The sequence below is a fragment of the Streptomyces sp. NPDC029674 genome, from assembly GCF_044903205.1.
Lineage (GTDB): Bacteria > Actinomycetota > Actinomycetes > Streptomycetales > Streptomycetaceae > Streptomyces.
This window is the reverse complement of the sequence record NZ_JBJDPY010000015.1, coordinates 117,970-136,011: the sequence shown is the minus strand read 5'-3', so window position 1 is coordinate 136,011 and position 18,042 is coordinate 117,970. Positions and strand designations below refer to the sequence as shown.

General features: G+C 71.0%; 13 protein-coding genes. 4 read left to right on the top strand and 9 right to left on the bottom strand.

All coding sequences use genetic code 11. From position 1 onward, the window contains the following. Positions 1-70: 70 nt before the first annotated feature. From ACI2L3_RS31055 to ACI2L3_RS31035, 5 genes are all read right to left on the bottom strand, one after another. Positions 71-3,088 carry an alpha-mannosidase gene (locus ACI2L3_RS31055; RefSeq protein ID WP_404755711.1) on the bottom strand — a complete coding sequence of 1,006 codons (3,018 nt, stop codon included), beginning with the start codon at positions 3,086-3,088 and terminating at the stop codon, positions 71-73. A gap of 149 nt (positions 3,089-3,237) precedes the next feature. Then, positions 3,238-4,491 (bottom strand): glycosyl hydrolase, encoded by a 1,254-nt coding sequence (locus tag ACI2L3_RS31050; RefSeq protein ID WP_404755710.1) that lies wholly within the window; start codon positions 4,489-4,491, stop codon positions 3,238-3,240. 43 nt (positions 4,492-4,534) lie between these two features. Next, complete coding sequence (locus ACI2L3_RS31045) at positions 4,535-5,470, bottom strand: carbohydrate ABC transporter permease (RefSeq protein ID WP_404755709.1); 936 nt, start codon at positions 5,468-5,470, stop codon at positions 4,535-4,537. Beyond that, complete coding sequence (locus tag ACI2L3_RS31040; protein ID WP_404755708.1) at positions 5,467-6,387, bottom strand: carbohydrate ABC transporter permease; 921 nt, start codon at positions 6,385-6,387, stop codon at positions 5,467-5,469. The genes ACI2L3_RS31045 and ACI2L3_RS31040 overlap by 4 nt, the downstream gene beginning before the upstream one ends. Before the next feature lie 40 nt (positions 6,388-6,427). Then, positions 6,428-7,726: an extracellular solute-binding protein gene (locus ACI2L3_RS31035; protein WP_404755707.1), complete on the bottom strand. Its 1,299-nt coding sequence runs from the start codon at positions 7,724-7,726 to the stop codon at positions 6,428-6,430. A gap of 304 nt (positions 7,727-8,030) precedes the next feature. Between ACI2L3_RS31035 and ACI2L3_RS31030 the strand changes: the two genes are divergently transcribed. After that, on the top strand, positions 8,031-9,074 hold the full coding sequence (locus tag ACI2L3_RS31030; protein WP_404755757.1) for a LacI family DNA-binding transcriptional regulator: 1,044 nt from the start codon (positions 8,031-8,033) through the stop codon (positions 9,072-9,074). Position 9,075: 1 nt separating this feature from the next. On the opposite strand, the gene ACI2L3_RS31025 is transcribed toward ACI2L3_RS31030, so the two are convergent. The 4 genes from ACI2L3_RS31025 to ACI2L3_RS31010 all read right to left on the bottom strand — a co-directional run bounded on the left by ACI2L3_RS31025 (position 9,076) and on the right by ACI2L3_RS31010 (position 14,083). After that, positions 9,076-9,987, bottom strand: coding sequence for a nitroreductase/quinone reductase family protein (locus ACI2L3_RS31025; RefSeq protein ID WP_404755706.1), 912 nt, complete (start codon positions 9,985-9,987; stop codon positions 9,076-9,078). Between the two features lie 458 nt (positions 9,988-10,445). Beyond that, positions 10,446-10,619, bottom strand: a complete 174-nt coding sequence (locus tag ACI2L3_RS31020) for a hypothetical protein (protein WP_404755705.1) — start codon at positions 10,617-10,619, stop codon at positions 10,446-10,448. A gap of 526 nt (positions 10,620-11,145) precedes the next feature. Next, positions 11,146-12,642, bottom strand: a complete 1,497-nt coding sequence (locus tag ACI2L3_RS31015; RefSeq protein ID WP_404755704.1) for an SDR family NAD(P)-dependent oxidoreductase — start codon at positions 12,640-12,642, stop codon at positions 11,146-11,148. A 70-nt stretch (positions 12,643-12,712) separates the two neighbouring features. Continuing rightward, positions 12,713-14,083 (bottom strand): wax ester/triacylglycerol synthase family O-acyltransferase, encoded by a 1,371-nt coding sequence (locus ACI2L3_RS31010; protein ID WP_404755703.1) that lies wholly within the window; start codon positions 14,081-14,083, stop codon positions 12,713-12,715. A 532-nt stretch (positions 14,084-14,615) separates the two neighbouring features. Here ACI2L3_RS31010 and ACI2L3_RS31005 point away from each other — a divergent pair. The 3 genes from ACI2L3_RS31005 to ACI2L3_RS30995 all read left to right on the top strand — a co-directional run bounded on the left by ACI2L3_RS31005 (position 14,616) and on the right by ACI2L3_RS30995 (position 18,041). Continuing rightward, entirely contained in the window at positions 14,616-14,843 is a 228-nt protein-coding gene (locus ACI2L3_RS31005) for a type A2 lantipeptide (protein WP_404755756.1), read from the top strand. Positions 14,844-14,952: 109 nt separating this feature from the next. Further along, positions 14,953-15,759: an HlyD family efflux transporter periplasmic adaptor subunit gene (locus ACI2L3_RS31000; RefSeq protein WP_404755702.1), complete on the top strand. Its 807-nt coding sequence runs from the start codon at positions 14,953-14,955 to the stop codon at positions 15,757-15,759. Then, positions 15,756-18,041 carry an NHLP family bacteriocin export ABC transporter peptidase/permease/ATPase subunit gene (locus tag ACI2L3_RS30995; RefSeq protein ID WP_404755701.1) on the top strand — a complete coding sequence of 762 codons (2,286 nt, stop codon included), beginning with the start codon at positions 15,756-15,758 and terminating at the stop codon, positions 18,039-18,041. Before ACI2L3_RS31000 ends, ACI2L3_RS30995 begins: the two co-directional genes overlap by 4 nt. The last annotated feature ends 1 nt before the right edge of the window (position 18,042 follow it).

The following is an 18,042-nucleotide window of genomic DNA, read 5'->3' as shown; positions in this document are numbered from 1 at the left end:
CGCGCACTCACCCACGCGGTTGCGTCACCCGCGTCGGCACGTCAGGCGCACGCGCGTACGGGCCCGGCCCTCACGCCCGGCCGAACCGCAGCGTCACCAGCTCGAACGGCCGCAGCGTCACCCGCACCGCGTCACCCGCGAGCTCCGGTGCCGCCACCCCGGCGAGCGGCCGCTCCAGCAGGTCGGTCACCGTGACCGAGCCGGCCGGGAAGCCCGTCGTCAGGGTGGCGCGGGCCCGGCCGCCGTGGGCCTCGTGGAAGCGGACGACCACGTCGCCGCTGCCGTCGTCGGCGAGCTTGACGGCCGTGACGACCACCGCGTCGTTGTCGACGGTGACCAGCGGCGCCACCTCGGAGCCACCGCTCACCCGGCGCTCGGGCAGGTTGACGCAGTAGCCCTCGCGCACCGCGTCGCCGATCCCCGCGCCCGGCACCAGCGCGTGCCGGAAGCGGTGCACGCCCTGGTCCGTCTCGGGGTCGGGGAAGCGGGGCGCCCGGAGCAGGGAGACGCGGACCGTGGTGGTCGTGCCCGAGTCCTCATCGCGTACCGTGCGGGTCACGTCGTGGCCGTACGTCGAGTCGTTGACCAGCGCGACGCCCCAGCCCGGCTCCTCGATGTGCACGAAGCGGTGGTTGCACGCCTCGAACTTGGCGGCCTCCCAGCTCGTGTTGGTGTGCGTGGCGCGGTAGAAGTGGCCGAACTGGGTCTCCGACGCGTACCGCTCCGCGTGGATGTCCAGCGGGAAGGCGAGCTTGAGGAACTTCTCCGTCTCGTGCCAGTCGACCTCGGTGTCGATGTCGAGCCGCCGCGAGCCGGGAGCCAGGGTGAGCACCTGGGTGAGGCGCGAGTCGCCGAAGGTGCGCACGACACGGACTGACGTGCCCTCGCCCGGCACGACCTCGTCGGCGTCCGTGAGGTCGGTGACGGTGTTTCGGTAGAACTCGTCGACGTCCCACGCGTCCCACATGTTCGGGAAGTCGGCGTGGATCTGCGGCAGGTTCGCCGCCTGCCCGGGCGCGACGGTCTCCCGGCCGGCGACCAGGTCGTACGCGGAGACGACCAGGCCGCGCCCGTCGATCTCCACCCGCAGCAGACCGTTGTCGAGGACGAAGCCGCCCTCCGGACGCGGGGCGACCGTCGCCTCGCCGTCGGTCACCGCCGTGCGGGCGCCGCCCGCGGGGACGCCGTCGCGGGTGTGCGGCGTGGAGTTGAAGACCAGCGCGCCGGTCCCGTCGCCGGCGAGCGCGCGCTGCGCCTCGCCGATGATGTCCTCGAGCTCCCGGGCGAGGGCCGCATAGGTCGCGCGCGCCTCTCGGTGCACCCAGGCGATGGACGAGCCGGGCAGGATGTCGTGGAACTGGTGGAGCAGCACCGTCTTCCAGATGCGGTCCAACTGCTCGTAGGGGTACGCGAATTCCTCGCACCGGACGGCGGCCGTCGCGGCCCACAGCTCCGCCTCGCGCAGCAGGTGCTCGCTGCGGCGGTTGCCCTGCTTGGTGCCGGCCTGGCTGGTGAGGGTCGCGCGGTGCAGTTCGAGGTAGAGCTCGCCGACCCAGACGGGGGCGTTCGGGTACTCCGCCTCGGCCTTCTCGAAGAACTCCTGCGGCGTCTCCCACCGGACGGTCGCCGAGCCCTCCAGGTCCCGCATCCGCGCGGCCTTCGCGATCATCTCGCGGGTGGTGCCGCCACCGCCGTCGCCCCACCCGGTGGGCGCGAGGGAGTGCCGCGCCACGCCCTTGTCCTTGAAGTTCTTCGCGGCATGCGCGATCTCACTGCCCTTCATCGAGCAGTTGTAGGTGTCGACGGGCGGGAAGTGCGTGAAGATGCGGGTACCGTCGATGCCTTCCCAGTTGAAGGTGTGGTGCGGGAAGCGGTTGGTCTGGGACCAGGAGATCTTCTGCGTGAGCAGCCACTTGGAGCCCGCCGCCTTGATGATCTGCGGGAGCCCGGCGGCGAAGCCGAAGGTGTCGGGCAGCCACGCCTCGTCGTTCTCGACACCGAACTCGTCGAGGAAGAACCGCTTGCCGTGCACGAGCTGGCGAGCCATCGCCTCCGAGCCCGGCATGTTCGTGTCCGACTCCACCCACATGCCGCCCGCGGGCACGAACCGCCCGTCGGCGACGGCCTTCTTCACCTTCGCCCACACCTCGGGCCGGTGCTCCTTGATCCACGCCCACTGCTGCGCCTGCGACATGGCGAAGACGAAGTCGGGCTCGTCCTCGATGAGGGCGGTCATGTTCGACGTCGTACGCGCCACCTTGCGCACCGTCTCGCGCAGTGGCCACAGCCACGCGGAGTCGATGTGGGCGTGGCCGACGGCGCTGATGCGGTGGGCGGAGGGCTCGGCGGGGGTGCTGAGCACGCCTTGGAGCTCGGCCCGTGCGGCGGCGGCCGAGCCGTTCACGTCCTGGAGGTCGACGGCGTCGAGCGCGCGGCCGACCGCGCGCACGATGGCGTAGCGCCGCCCGGAGTCCTCGGGCAGCTCCTGCATCAGCTCGCCGAGGACCTCCAGGTCGATGACGAGCTGCCACACCGTCTCGTCGAAGACGGCGAGGTCCATGCGCTCCAGCTTGTACTGAGGCTCGCTGCCCGCAGTCTCCTTGTCACCCAACTGGGTGGGCAGGAAAGGGTGGTAGTCCAGGATGACGGGGTTGGACGCGGCCTCGATGTGCAGCCGCACCTCTTCGCCGCCCTCGGCGGGCGCGGCGACACGCACCCACTGGTTGCGCGGGTTGAGGCCCTTCACCGGGGTGCCGTCGGGGCGGTAGACGAGGCCCTCGCACTGAAAGCCCGGCATGTTCTCGTCGAAACCGAGGTCGAGGATCGCCTCGACGGTCTTCCCCGCCCACTCCTTCGGCACGGTGCCGGTCACCCGGAACCAGCTGGTGCCCCAGGGCGCGCCCCACTTCTCACCGACCGAGGCCGGTGACGGCTCGGCGGCGAGCCCTTCGGCGACGGGGACCGGCTCACCGGGCGCGTTCCACACGGCGACGTCGAGGGGAACGGAAGCGGGATACACGGCGGGCCTGATGCGCTCGTCGAGGACGCGCTTGAGACGGGCTTCGACGAGGGTGCGGTCGTCATGCATGAGGGTTCTCCTGGGGAGGTCAGTGAGTGAGGGTGGGGATTCCAGCCCCTCCGGCGTTCGAGGAGCCGGGGGGCAATTTCAGCCCCTCCGGCGTTTGAGGAGCGGGGTCCGGGGCGGAGCCCCGTGCGAGACGGGCGGGGGGCGGCCGCCTACCCGACGTCCGCCGGCAGAAGCACTTCGCTGATGCCCCGCGCAGCGAGGTACCCGGAATCCGCCGCCCGTCCGGCGAGGACGACCGAGGGGCGCACCCCGTCCGCCACCAGCCGTGCGAACGCCTCGAAGACGGCGCCGCCGGGGGCACACTCCGAGCGCCGCGACATGGCGTCGTCCACGACCACCGCGGTCGTCCGGGGCGCGGGCGCGTACGTACGCCCGCGCCACTCCCCGGCGATCCGGGCGATCGCCGCCCCGGCGGGCTTGACCGCGCCGTCATTGGCCAACAGGCCCAGGCTGTACTCCAGTTCGGGGAAGTCCGCGAGGTCCCGCGACACGTCGTGGGAGCACCACCACGTCACGCCCCACACGTCCTGGCAGTCGAGCGCCGCCGCGATCGTGTCCTCGGTGAAGGACGCCGCGTGCTCGGCGGGGATCAGCGGTGCGGGAGCGCCGACCTCCTGGAGCCAGACGGGCCGGCGCGGGTCGTCCGCCCATGCCTTGGACAGCTCGATCATGTACGCCGCGTGGGTACGGGTCGCCGTGCCGGTGCGCCCGTGGCGCTGGGCCGTGCCGTTGAACACCCACGAGTGCACGGCGGTGACCGCCCCGAGCCGGGCGGCCTGCGCCGGGGTGAAGGGCTGGTCGTCCTGGTACCAGGCGGCGTCGTACTCGGCGTGCAGATGGAGCTTGCCGGGCGCGCCCTCCTCGCAGGCGGCGAGGACGGTGCGCAGCCAGGACTCCGCCTGCTCCGGGGTGATGCGGTCGGGGTCGGGGTGCGGGCCCGCGGAGAACTGGTTGATCTCGTTGCCGATGGTCATGCCGATGAAGTTCGGCCGGTCGGCGAGGGCGGCGGCGAGCGTGCGCAGGTACGCGGCCTGCCCGGCCACCACGTCGGGGTCGGTGAAGATGTTCCGCCGGTGCCAGGTCTGGGTCCAGGCGGGCAGGAAGTCGAAGCTGGACAGGTGCCCCTGGAGGCCGTCGACGTTGACGTCGAGTCCGCGTTCGGCGGCGGCGTCGGCGAGCTGGACGAGCTGGTCGACGGCGCGCGGACGGATCAGGGTGCGGTTGGGCTGGAAGTACGGCCAGATGGGGAAGACCCGGATGTGGTCGAGGCCCAGCGAGGCGATCGCGTCGAGGTCGGCGCGTACGGCGTCGAGGTCGAAGTCGAGCCAGTGGTGGAACCACCCCTGGGAGGGCGTGTAGTTGGCGCCGAAGCGCGGCGTGCCCGAAGGCGATGCGGAAGGCAATGCGGATCCTGGTTCTGGTGAGGCCGTCGAGGAGGAGCGGGGGTCAGCCCTTGACCGCACCCTCCCCCACCCCGCGGAAGAAGTACCGCTGCAGGCAGGCGAAGAGAACGATCAGCGGGAGCACGGCGATGACCGTGCCCGCGGCGACGAGGCGCTCGTCGTTGGCGAAGGTGCCGTGCAGGTAGTTCAGGCCGATGGTGAGGGTGAACCTGTCCGGGTCGCTGAGCACGATCAGCGGCCACAGGAAGTCGTCCCAGGCACCCATGAAGGCGAAGATCGCGACGACCGCGAGGGTGCCCTTGACCGCGGGCAGCGCGATGCGCAGGAACCGCTGCCAGACGTTGGCGCCGTCGACGAACGCGGCTTCCTCGATCTCGTAGGGCACGTTCAGGAAGGCGTTGCGCATCAGCAGGACGTTGAGCGCGGAGACGCAGCCGGGCAGCAGCACGCCGACGAGGGTGTTGTTCAGGCCGAGCTCACGCATGGTGGTGAACTGGGCGATGATGATGCCTTCGACGGGGACCAGCATGGCCAGGATGAAGACGACGGTCGCCGCTTTGCGGCCGCGGTAGCGCAGGCGCGCGAGCGCGTACCCGGCGAGCGTCGCGCCCACGCAGTTGGTGACGACGTTGGCGGCGGCCACCTTCAGGGAGTTGAGGGCGTAGTCCCAGACGGGGATGGTGTCGGCGACCCGCTCGTAGTTGTGGAGGGTGGGGTCGGAAGGCAGGAACTTCGGCGGTGAGCTGAAGATGTCCTCGTGCGGTCCCTTCAGGGACGTGGACAGCTGCCAGAGGAACGGGCCGATCATCAGCGCCAGTACGGCGAGGAGGAGTCCGTAGCGCAGGACGATCTCCCACACCGGCATCCGGCGGCCGTTCTCGTCGGTGATCCGACGACGCCGTGGCTTCCGGGCCGCAGTGGCCGCAGTGGCCGCAGCGGGACCGGCGGTCGTCGGGGGGATCTTCTCGGCGGTGCTCACGCGTCCTCCTTCCGGTCCGCCCGCAGCACGAGCAGCATCAGCGCGACGGTGACGACGAAGACGACGACCGAGATGGCCGAGGCGTAGCCGACCCGTCCGGTCAGGCCGGTGCCGACGCGCTGCACCAGCATCACGAGCGTGGTGTCCTCGCCGGCCGGGCCGCCGGTGGGCCCGGCCATCAGGTAGACCTCGGAGAACACCTTGAAGGCGGCGACCGAGGAGAGCGCGCCGACAAGGACCATGGTGGAGCGCACGGCGGGCACGGTGACGGTGAGGAAGCGGCGGAACGCTCCCGCGCCGTCGACCGCCGCCGCCTCGTGGAGTTCGCGCGGCACGTTGGCGAGCGCCGCGAGATAGATGATCATGTAGTAGCCGAGGCCCTTCCAGACCGTGACGGCCATCGCGCTGAACAGCAGCAGCCACTGGTCGCTGAGGAAGCCGACCTTGCCGACGCCGACCGCTTCAAGGACGGCGTTGACCAGGCCGCGCTCGTCCAGCATCCACACCCAGATCAGGCCCACGACGACGATCGAGGCGACCACCGGGGTGTAGAAGGCGGACCGGAAGAAGGTGATGCCGGGGATGTGTTTCTGGACGAGCATCGCGAGCAGCAGGGGCAGCAGGACGAGTGCGGGGACGACCACGAGGACGTAGATCGTGCTGTTGCGCAGGCCGATCCAGAACATGTCGTCGTGCAGCAGCTCGCGGAAGTTGGCGAGGCCGACGTACTCGCCCGGCATCAGCGTGCGCTTGTCCGTGAAGGAGTTGTTGAGGGTACTGACGAACGGATAGAGGATGAAGACCGCGACGATTCCGAGCCCGGGGGCGGCGAACAGCCAGGGGCTGGTGGGCAGTTGGCGCCTGATCCGGGTGGCGCCCGTTCTTGTGGTGCGTGTCCTTGTGATGGTGCTCTTCATGGCTGACGTTCCCTGGTGACGGCTCGGCACAGTGCTGGTCTCAGCTCTGCTTCAGCAGCCGGTCACAGTTCTTGACAGCGTTGTCAAGCGCTTCTTTCGGGCTCTCCTTGCCCTGCAGCGCCCTGGCGACGGCGTTGCGCAGCTCGACCTTCATCTGCTCGCTGAACAGCACGGGTGTGTAGTTCACCGCGGTCTTGATGGACTTCGCGGCGGCGACGCGGACCCGGGTCTCCTCCTTGCCGTCCTGCTCGGTGAAGTACGGGTCGTCGAGGGAGCCCTTGGTGCTGGGGAAGATGGCGACCTTCTTGGCGAACTCCATCTGGTGCTTGGCGTCGGTGACGAAGTGCGCGAAGGCGACGGCGGCCGGGGTCTGCTTCGTGCGGGCGTTCACCATCACGCCCATCACGTACATGTTGTCCTTGCCGGTGTTGCTGATCTGCGGGGTGATGCCGATGTTCTTGTAGAGCTTCGGCGCGTCCTTCTTGAACTTCTCGAGGTCGAGGGCGCTGCCGGGGTTCATGGCGACGGCCTCGGTGAGGAACTTCTTGCCGGTCGACTCCGGCGTGGCGGTCAGCGCCTGCCCGTCGAGCGCCTTGGCGTCGTACAACTTCTTGTACTTCGTGAGGAGTTCGACGCCCTTCGCGTCGTTGAAGGTGAAGCCGGTGCCCTCCTTGTTCATCAGCGGCACGCCGTACCGCCCGAAGTCCTCGATGGTGGGGACGTTGGCGAGCGTGGCGACCTTCCCGTCGCTCTTCTCGGACAACTGGAGCGCCTGGCCGAAGAGTTGGTCGAACGTCTTCGGGGGCTCGTTCTCGTCGAGGCCCGCGTCCTTGAAGAGGCGCTTGTTGTAGAAGAGCGGGCCGGTGTTGAGGTACCAGGGGAAGGCGTACGTCCCGTCCATGCCCGGTATCTGGTGGCTCTTCCAGGCGCCGGGGAGGTACTCCTTCTCGTACTTCCCCGCGGCCTTGCCGAGGTCGAGGGCGAGGCCGGCCTTGGCGAGCGGGGCGACCAGGTCGGGCGAGACGTTGACGACGTCGGGGAGCGTGCCCGCGGCGGCGTCGGCGCTGATCTTGTCGGCGTAGCCCTCGCCGGGCTGGTCGACCCAGTTCACCTCGGTGCCGGGGTACTTCTTCTCGAACTCGTCGACGACGCCCTCGAAGTACGGCTTGAAGTTGGCCTTCAGGTTCCAGGTCTGGAAGGTGATCTTGCCTTCGATCTTCCCCGACGCGTCCGTGGAACCGCTGCCGTCACCTCCGTCGCCACAGGCGCTCAGCGGCAGCAGGACGGCGAGGACGGCGCCTGCGGCGACCGCTCTGCGGGGGATACGGAAGATACGCACGGTGAAACGGCTCCTTTGCTCGGCCCAGCGTGGGACGGCGGTGACTGCGACCGTCCGAGCCGGGCAATCCACGCCGAGGCAGACCCTGCACGGAACGGTGGCGCAAAGTCAATGGATTCGGGGAACCGAATTGGACGAACCGGCGCCCGGCGGCGCAACTGCCCAGGTCAGGCAGGTTCGTTGAAAGCCTTGCGGTCCCGGACTAATGCGCTTTAGAGTCTCACCGCTCAAGCGCATTAGTATCCGGCAGCCAGGAAAGGGGCAACGGGTGCAAGGCAAGCGGTCACCGGCGCGCCGGCCGACCATGAAGGACATCGCGCGCCGCGCCGGGGTCTCCGAGAGCGCCGTCTCCTTCGCGCTCAACGACCGGCCCGGCGTCTCCGACATCACCCGCGACCGGGTGCGCCGGGTCGCGGAGCAGCTGGGCTGGCGGCCCAGTACGGCGGCGCGCGCCCTGTCCGGCGAGGGCTCGGCGACGGTGGGCCTGGTCGTGGCGCGCCCGGCGGCGACGCTGGGCGTCGACTCGTTCTTCCTGCAGCTGATCTCGGGCATCCAGGAGGTGCTCGCCGAGCGGCACTTGGGGCTGCTCTTCCAGGTGGTGGAGGACGTGGCCGCCGAGTGCGCGGTCTATCGCCGCTGGTGGGCCGAGCACCGGGTCGACGGCGTCCTGGTGGTGGACCCGCGCACGGACGACCCGCGGCCCGCGCTCCTCGACGAGCTGGGGCTGCCCGCGGTGGTGACGGGCGGCGTGCCCGATCCGGAGGCCGGGCATCCGGGCCTGTCCACGGTGTGGGCGGACGACGCGGGCGCGATGGCGTCGATCGTGGGCCATCTGTACGCCCTCGGGCACCGCCGCATCGTCCACATCGCGGGCTTGGAGGGGCTCGCGCACACCGAGCGCCGCATCCGGACGCTGCGCGTCGAGGCGGCGGGCCGCGGCATGTCGGGGGTGCGGTCGGTGACGACGGACTACTCCGACGCCGAGGGCGCCGCCGCGACCCGGCGGGTCCTGGAGGCCGCGGAGCCGCCGACGGCGCTCGTGTACGACAACGACGTGATGGCCGTCGCCGGTGTCGCCGCCGCGAGTTCGCTGGGCTTCGCGGTTCCGGCCGACGTCTCGGTCGTCGCCTGGGAGGACTCGGCGCTCTGCCGCATGGTGCACCCGTGGCTGACGGCCCTCTCCCGCGACACGGTGTCGTTCGGCCGCACCGCGGCCCGCGAACTCCTCGCCCTCCTCGACGACGGGCCGGCGGCGACGGTGCAGGTGCCGTTGCCGCGGCTCATCGAGCGGGAGAGCACGGGGCGGGCGCGCCCCGACGGCCGGGAACGCCCGCCGCCCCGGCGTTGACTCACTCGCCGCCCGGCGGCACCGGAGGCCACGGGAGCGCGGCGAGGATCGGCAGCAGCGACTCCTCCTCGTAGTCGAGGTGCGCCGTCAACTCCTCGGTCATGCGGGCGAGTTCGGCGCGGAACCGCTGGGGTTCCGCACCTCCGACGTCCGCGAGGAGCGCGGCCAGCTCGCCCTGGATGCGGGCGACCGTCCGGTGTTCCTCGGCGAGCCGGTCGAAGGTCTCGCGCATTTCGGGGTGGTAGCCGGCCATGGCGGGGAAGAGGTGGGCGTCCTCGCTGGTGTGGTGGAACTCCAGGGCGTCGCAGAACGCCAGGCAGTGCTGGCGGATCTGCAGGCCGAGGCCCGGCGCCGGCGGCGCTCCCGGCCCGCGGTGTCCGGCGAGCGCCGCGAAGTACGCGTCGGTCTCGTCGCGCACGTGCCGCAGCTGATCGCGGAGCCAGAGGTGGACCTGGACCATCTTGTCCGCGAAGTTCGCCGCCTCCGTGGGGATTTCGACCTCGTGCGCGGGCCGTTCCAGGACGACGACCGGCAGGATCCGGCTGGTGCGCTCCTGGTAGTCGCCGTATCCGGGTTCGGCGGCGACCACGCGCTCGAAGAGCCGGTCGCGCCGCTCGCCCTCCGCCGGGACGGCGATCGCCTCGAACGTGTCGGTGCCGAGCTCGACGGTCACCGTGGGGTGGGCGAGGACGTTGCGGTACCAGTCGGGGTGGCGCGGCCCGCCGAGGTTCGACCCGATGACGAGCAGCAGTTCGCCGTCGCGGACGAAGCCGAGCGGGCTGGTGTGCTCCTTGCCGGACTTCGCGCCGGTGGTGGTGAGCAGGAGGAGGTCGCCGCCTTCGAAGGGGCCGCCGACCTTGCCCCCGTGGGCTCGGAACTCGTCGATGACGGACTGGTTGAAGGGTGTGGGCATGACGGTGTCAGATCTCCGTACGGAATGTTCGGGACCGCGTCGAGCGCGGTGAAAAGGTGGGGAGGGCGCGCGAAGGCGCGCGGGGCCCTGGGGCGCGAACGTCACGAACGGCATGGCTGCGTGGCCGTATAGCCATAGACCGCATGAGCATTGGCTACGAGCATTTGCCGTACGAGCATTTGCCGTTACGCGCGGTGTGAACTCACGACGTATCCATCGGCGTCGTCCTTGAGTGAAGGTGCTCGCCCGGTCGCCGACCCGCCCACTGCTCTTCGGTCGGCGCCACGCGGCACGGGCACCATTACAGCCACGCGCTCCCCCGCGTGTCAACGCCGTTGCCCTGCTGACGGCCATGACGGGGTCACCACACACCGGTGCCCCCGGTCGTCGAAGACAGGGGGCACGTGGTGAAGCAGACCGGTGCGGTACCGGGCCGGGCGGCGACTCGGGCGGTGGCCTCAGTCGATGCCGGGGAGGATGTGCGGCTCGGCGAGGTCGTCCTCGTAGCCGGCCAGGCGGATGGGGGCCGCCTTGGCCCACGCCTCCAGGTTGCGGAGCTTCTTGGGCCGGGCGGCCCGTTCGCCGCCGCGTTCCGCCGGTCGCTTTTCGTGCTTCGTCAGATCTGGTGTCACCGCGCACTCCTTTGTGTCGCGTAACGGAAGGACAAGGGCAGTTCGGTCGCGGTGGCGCCGTTCTCTGGCGGGACCGCGGCCGTGGTGCCGGCCTGTCCCCGGAGCGGCCGAGGGATGTTTGTGGATCTCTCGTGGCCGCCCGTTCGCACTACATTAACCAAATGAGCGGCGCCGCGCTCGATGGGGACAGAAGTCGGGGTAGATTCCGGACAATGCCGCCCAGGCGGCCGCACGGGGCGGCGGGGGCCGCGGGTCTTCGAGCTGCGGACAGAGGCGCGGGTCCGTCGATGCCACAGGTGGCGGCCACGCCCTGACGCATCACGGTCACCGCCCGTGACAGGGGCGGCCGTTGGGCCACCCGGGGGTGGGTCGGGGCCGGGGCGCGAGGCCCGGTCACGAGTGGCGGGAAACAGACAGCCGGTCCGGGCCGCGCACCGCGCGGGACCCGAACCGGCTGTCCAAAATCTGAGACGGAGGACCAGATCCGCCGTCGGCGCCCGTCAATCGGACGCCTGCGGCCCCTCGGCTACCACTTGCCCTGCGCGTAGTCCTTCAGGAAGACGCCGTACAGGTCCTCGCCCGCCTCGCCGCGCACGACCGGGTCGTACACGCGGGCGGCGCCGTCGATCAGGTCGAGCGGGGCGTGGAAGCCCTCCTCGGCGAGGCGCAGCTTGTCGTAGTGGGGGCGCTCGTCGGTGATCCAGCCGGTGTCGACGGAGGTCATGAGGATGCCGTCGGTCTGGAACATCTCCTGGGCGCTGGTCCGCGTCACCATGTTCATCGCGGCCTTCGCGGCGTTGGTGTTCGGGTGGCCCGCGCCCTTGTAGCCGCGGCCGAAGACGCCCTCCATCGCGGAGACGTTGACGACGTAGGCACGGCCGCTCTCCGCCTTCTTCGCGGCGTCGGCCATGGCCGAGCGCAGCGCGCTGATCAGGATGAACGGCGAGGTGTAGTTGCAGAGTTGGGTCTCGAGGAGCTCCACGGGGGAGATCTGCTCGATGGTCTGCACCCAGGTGTTGCTGTCGACGACGTCCGGGACCAGGCCGCCCGCGTCGATGGCGGTGCCGTCGAGGTGCCGGGCGACGCTGGCGTTGCCCGCGACGAGCGCGAGGTCGGCGACCTGCTGCGCGTCCAGGCCGCTGGTGCCGACGGGCAGCGCGGCCAGCCCGTCCACCGCACCGGAGTTGAAGGCGCCGATGACCGAGTGGGCGGGCAGCTCGCCGGCGGGCAGCGGCGCGCTCTCGCCGTCGACCAGGGCGGCGTACGCGGAGGGCAGGCGGCGCACGGTCTGCGTCGCGTTGTTGATCAGGATGTCGAGCGGGCCCGCCGCGGCGACCTGCTCGGCGAGGGCCACGGACTGCGCGGGGTCGCGCAGGTCGATGCCGACGACCTCGAGACGGTGCAGCCACTCCGCCGAGTCGTCCATCGCCTTGAAGCGGCGGATGGCGTCCTTGGGGAACCGCGTCGTGATGGTGGTGTGAGCACCGTCACGCAACAGCCGCAGCGCGATGTACATGCCGATCTTGGCGCGGCCGCCGGTGAGGAGGGCGCGCTTGCCGGTGAGGTCGGCGCGGGCGTCGCGCTTCGTCCGGTTCAGGTGGGCGCACTCGGGACAGAGCTGGTGGTAGAAGTAGTCGACTTCCACGTACCGCGTCTTGCAGGTGTAGCAGGAGCGCGGGCGCTGGAGTATCCCCGCGATCCTGCCCTCCTCGGTCCGCGAGGACGGCAGGAGGCCCTCGGTCTCGTCGTCGATGCGCTGCGCGGAGCCGGTGGCGGTGGCCTCGGTGACGGCCTTGTCATGGGCGGTCTTGGCGGCGCGGCGCTCCTGGCGGCGGCGCTGCTTCACCGTCCGGTAGATCCCGGCCGTGGCCCGGCGCACGGCGATCGCGTCCGGGTGGTCGATGTCCAGCTTGTCGAGTTCGTCGAGCACGCCGAGGCAGACGGCGAGACGGTCCGGGTCGATGCCGGGACCGTATGCGCCCTGTTCGGCGGTCCCCTCCTGGCTTTCGTCTGTCACCGTCATCGCCGCTGTCCTCATGTCATCCCGTGCCGCGGTGCGTCTGGTCGTCCGCGGAAGCTCCAAAAGTGAAACTTTACGTAGCGGCGGGCCCTGTCACCAAACCCGCTTCCCGCGCGCACACCGCGACGAGGGCGTCGATCTCGTCCCGCAGGCTCTGCGCGAGCAGCTCCAGATCGGGTACGGCGGCGGCGTCCGCGACCAGTCCGTAGTGGACCCTGCCCCGGTACGTGGAGACGGCGACGGCGAGCGACTGGCCCCGGGCGAGGGGCGCGAAGGGGTAGACCTCGGCGAGCCTGCAGCCGCCGAGCCGCAGGCCGATGCCGGGCAGCGGGACGCTCGTGACGAGGATGTCGAAGAGCAGCCGCGCGGCCTGCGCGACGACGGGGCCGCCGATGCGGTGCCCGAGGGACGGCACGTGCTCGGCGAGCAGCGCCACGGCCCCTGCGCCCCGCTCCGGGCCCGCCTCCTTGTTCCTGTCCATGGCGGCGCGCACGGCACGCAGCCTGTCCAGCGGGTCCTCGTGGCCGACGGGGAGCCGGACCAGATACCCGGAGAGCCGGTTGCCCGGGGGCTGCGCGGAGCGCGGGCGGCGCCGCGAGACGGGGATGAGGGCGCGCGGTTCGACGCCCTCGCTGCAGTCGCCGCGCTCGTCGAGCCAGCGGCGCAGGGCGCCGGCGACCACCGCGATCAGTACGTCGTTGACGGTGCCGCCCACGGCTTTGCGCACCAGGTGCACGTCGTCCAGGTCGAGGACGACTCCGGCGGTGCGGCGGGTGCCGGTGGCGGGCGCGGTGAGCGCGGCGCAGGAGCGTACGCCCAAGGTGGCGCGCGCGACGGACGCGCCGATCCCGATGGCCTGGCCCACCTCCGCGACCGTGCCGCGGACGCGGTCGGGCAGGGTGCGCGGGTCCAGGGCGGCCCAGCGGGAGGCCGCGGGGGCCGGCGGCCGCTCGCGGGAGGCGGGGAGGTCGACGGGGTCGAGGAGCGCCGCGCCGAGTGTCAGCGCGCGCAGGCCGTCGGCGAGCGCGTGGTGGAACTTGAAGAGGACCGCGAAGGTCGCGCCGTCCGCGCCCGGCAGCACGTGCGCCTCCCAGGGCGGCCGTCCGCGCTCGACCGGCCGCCGCATCAGCTCCCCCGCCGCGGCGTGGAAGTCCGCCACGGGCGCCGCGAGCCGCACGTGCTCCAGCGGGTCGAAGGCGGGCACCGGCACGCGCACCGCTCCGCCGACGGGCAGCAGGACGGAACGTATGCGCATGCGCAGTCCCGGTACGTCCGCCGCGCGGGCCGCGAGCAGGTCGGCCGCGCGGCCCGCCGCGCCGGCCCCGTCGGCCTCGAAGACGCCGAGCGCGCCCAGATGCATGGGGTGTTCCGCGGTCTCAATGTTCCAGAAGGCCAGATCGAGAGGTACGAGCAGGTCAGAGCTGTGAACAGTCGATGAAGTCACGGACTCGCTCTCGCGTCGAGGACGGTGCGGTGATGGCGAACGTGAAGTCAACCGCTCCGAGCAACTACGGTCAAGTACGATCAAGTTACGCAGAGTTAACAACGCATTAAGGCCCCGCCCCTGCGAGACAGGCGGGGCCCGTGTGGTTCACGAGCAGCGGCCGCCGCCTTCAATAAACCTGCACATCGGATGCGCAGCGCCGTCACGCAATTCGGCCGTGACGCCCGATGAATTTTCGTGCACCGGCCACAGAACGCGCTTTTCGGCGCGGGCGTGTCCGATTTGTTGAAGGGAGTCCCGCCATGCCCTCGATTTCCTTCTGTGAATCTTGTGAAGGAGCTGCCGCCACGCGGTGAAACCGCCTGCACGCAGCGGTGATTCGATGCCGCAACCGTGCCCGGCGGCCGCTCCGTCGATTGGATGTACGAGCTGCGAACGTGCTTTGATCCTGGCTCGCCGCGGAATTCGAATCCCCAGGTTCCGCGGATTTGGAAACCCCTATGCACCATTCATGAGAAGGGCAGCTCACACCATGAACAACGTCCCCCAGGTCGAGACCCTCGAGATTTCCGACGCCGACCTCGACAACGTCTCCGGTGGCCTCGTCGCCGGTGTCGCGTCCAACGTCACCAGCACCGTTGACTCCATCGCCCCCGTCTCGGGCGTCGTCGCCGGCGTCGTCGGCACGGTCGAGGGTGCCACCGGCATCAACACCGGCGCCGTCACCGGCCTGGCCTCCGGCCTGACCGCCGGTCTCTGAGCCTTCCGCTCATCGAGACGCCATGATTCGTGAGCCCCGGAGCCTCTGGTTCCGGGGCTCACGGACGCCACAGGCACCTTCGCCCCAGGCACAGTAAGGGAAGCGTTCCGTGCAGTTCCGCCAACAGGCCCTGTCCAAGCTGCAGTCGCCCGAGGAACTCGACCTTCCGGTGCGCTACGCCCGCCCCCAGGGCCTGCTCGTCCTCGCCGTCACCCTCGTCGTCATGGCCGCCGCGAGCGTCTGGGCCGTGACGGGCTCGGTCTCCTCCACACTTCGCGCGCCGGGCATCCTCACCCACGGCCAGGGCAGCTACGTCCTGCAGAGCCCCGTCACCGGTCAGGTGACCCGCGTCCTCGCCGAGGAGGGCAAGCGCCTCCCCGCGGGGGCTCCGGTGCTCAAGGTCCGTACGGAGCAGGGTGACAAGATCGTGCGCGCGATCGCCGCGGGCCGCGTCACCGCCCTCGTCGCCAGGATCGGCACCGTTGTCACCACGGGTGCCGACGTCGCGACCGTGGAGCGGGTGGCCGGCAGTGACGACCCGCTGCTCGCGATGGTCTACGTCCCCGCCGACAGCGCGGCCACCGTCCCCGTCGGCGCCTCGGTGGACCTCACGGTCCAGTCCGTGCCCGCCCAGGAGTACGGAACGCTGCGCGGTCACGTGAAGGCGGTCGGTCGCGCCGCGCAGACCCGGCAGCGAATCACCGGGTTCCTCGGCGACAAGGAGCTGGCCGGGCAGTTCACGAAGGACGGGCCGCCCGTCGCCGTCCTCGTACGGCTCGACAAGTCGTCCGGCACCAAGTCCGGCTACGCCTGGTCGACCGCCGCCGGGCCGCCCTTCGCTCCCGACTCCATGACCCTGGCCACCGGCGCCTTCCACCTCGCCGAGCAGCGCCCGATCGATTGGCTGCTTCCGTGACCGCACCGCACCCCTCCCCCGCGCACCAGCAGCAGCTGCCGCCCCCCGGCGGCCGCCGCAGGCACCGCCCCGAGCCCCCGCAGCGCGGCCGCCGTCGTGCGGCACCGCGCCCCGCGTCGAAGGGCAGGCGGCCGAAGACCGTCCGCACGCCCACCGTCCTGCAGATGGAGGCCGTGGAGTGCGGCGCCGCCGCCCTCGCCATGGTCCTCGCCCACCACGGGCGGCACGTGCCCCTGGAGGAGCTGCGCATCGCGTGCGGTGTCTCCCGCGACGGATCGCGGGCCAGCAACGTCCTGAAGGCGGCGCGCAGTTACGGCCTGACGGCCAAGGGCATGCAGATGGAGCCGGCCGCGCTCGCCGAGGTCAAGGCGCCCGCGATTCTCTTCTGGGAGTTCAACCACTACGTCGTGTACGACGGCATGGGCCGCCGCCTCGGCCGCCGGGGCGTGTACATCAACGACCCGGACAAGGGCCGTCGCTTCGTGCCGTCGGAGGACTTCGACACCAGCTTCACCGGGGTCGTCCTGGTCCTCGAACCCGGCGAGAACTTCCGTCCGGGAGGCCGCAGACCCGGCGTCATGAAGGCCCTCCCCGCGCGGCTGCGCGGCACCACGGGCACGATGCTCGCCGCGCTCCTGGCCAGCCTGCTGCTCGTCGCGGTCGGCGCGGCGCTGCCCGCGCTGAGCCGGACGTACATCGATCTCTTCCTGATCGGCCATCAGACCTCGCTGCTGGGCGCGCTGTTCGCCTCGATGGGCGCGATGGTGGCGCTCACCGTCGTGCTGACTTGGCTGCAGCAGGCCAACCTGCTGCGCGGCCGCATCATCTCCTCCACCCTCGGCAGTGCCCGCTTCCTGCGCCATCTGCTGCGGCTGCCCGTCACGTTCTACGCCCAGCGCTCCCCCGCCGACCTCGTGCAGCGCCTCGCCTCCAACGACGCGGTCGCCGAGACACTGGCCCGCGACCTCACGGCCGCCGGGGTCGACGGCATCGTCGTACTCCTCTACGCGGCCCTGCTGTGGACGTACGACCCACAGCTCACCCTCGTCGGCGTCGGCATCGCCCTGCTGAACATCGTGGCGATGCGCGTCGTCATCCGGCTGCGCGCCACCGGCACCCAGAAGCTGCGCGCCGACAGCGCCAGGCTCACCAACACCTCGTACACCGGCCTGCAGTTGATCGAGACCATGAAGGCCACCGGGGGCGAGAACGGCTACTTCCGGCGCTGGGCGGGACAGCACGCCACCACCCTGGAGGAGCAGCAGCGCCTCGGCGTGCCGAGCGCCTGGCTCGGGGTCGTCGCGCCGACGCTCGCGACCCTCAACAGCGCGCTGATCCTGTGGATCGGCGGTCTGCGCGCGGTCGAGGGGCACCTCTCGATCGGGCTGCTCGTCGCCTTCCAGGCCCTCGTCACCCGCTTCACCGCGCCGATCACCCGCCTCAACGGAGTCGCGGGCCGCATCCAGGACTTCGCCGCCGACGTCGCCCGCCTCAAAGACGTCGAGAACTTCCCCGTCGACCCGCTCTACTCCCGCCCCGAACCAGCCGCGAGCACCCGCCGCCTCAAGGGCCACGTCACCCTCGACGACATCACCTTCGGCTACAGCCCGCTCGACAAGCCGCTCCTCACCGGCTTCTCGCTCTCCGTCGGGCCGGGGCAGCAGGTGGCGCTCGTCGGCGGGTCCGGCAGCGGCAAGTCGACCGTGTCGCGGCTCATCTCGGGGCTCTACAGCCCGTGGGAGGGCACGATCCGCATCGACGGGCAGCGTCTGGAGGACATCCCGCGCGGCGCGCTCGCGGCCTCCGTCTCCTTCGTCGACCAGGACGTCTTCCTCTTCGAGGGCACGATCCGCGACAACGTGGCCCTGTGGGACCCGTCGATCCCCGACGACGCGGTCGTCACCGCGCTGAAGGACGCCTGCCTGTACGAGGTCGTGGCCCGCAGGCCCGGCGGCATCCACGGCCGCGTCGAGCAGGACGGGCGCAACTTCTCCGGCGGGCAGCGCCAGCGCCTGGAGATCGCGCGGGCCCTGGTCCGCCGCCCGAGCATCCTCGTGCTCGACGAGGTGACCAGCGCCCTGGACGCCGAGACCGAGCAGGTCATCATCGACAACCTGCGCCGTCGAGGCTGCGCCTGCGTGGTCATCGCCCACCGGCTGAGCACCGTGCGCGACAGCGACGAGATCGTGGTGCTCGACCACGGCCGGATCGTGGAGCGCGGCCGGCACGAACACCTCGTCGCCGCCGGCGGTCCCTACGCCGACCTGGTCAAGGAGCACTGAG

What these genes read in the sequence shown, in the direction of transcription:
- ACI2L3_RS31055 (WP_404755711.1), bottom strand. Translation starts at nt 3,088, where the DNA reads ATGCATGACGACCGCACCCTCGTCGAAGCCCGTCTCAAGCGCGTCCTC.
- ACI2L3_RS31040 (WP_404755708.1), bottom strand. Translation starts at nt 6,387, where the DNA reads ATGAAGAGCACCATCACAAGGACACGCACCACAAGAACGGGCGCCACC.
- ACI2L3_RS31030 (WP_404755757.1), top strand. Translation starts at nt 8,031, where the DNA reads ATGAAGGACATCGCGCGCCGCGCCGGGGTCTCCGAGAGCGCCGTCTCC.
- ACI2L3_RS31025 (WP_404755706.1), bottom strand. Translation starts at nt 9,987, where the DNA reads ATGCCCACACCCTTCAACCAGTCCGTCATCGACGAGTTCCGAGCCCAC.
- ACI2L3_RS31015 (WP_404755704.1), bottom strand. Translation starts at nt 12,642, where the DNA reads ATGACGGTGACAGACGAAAGCCAGGAGGGGACCGCCGAACAGGGCGCA.
- ACI2L3_RS31005 (WP_404755756.1), top strand. Translation starts at nt 14,616, where the DNA reads ATGAACAACGTCCCCCAGGTCGAGACCCTCGAGATTTCCGACGCCGAC.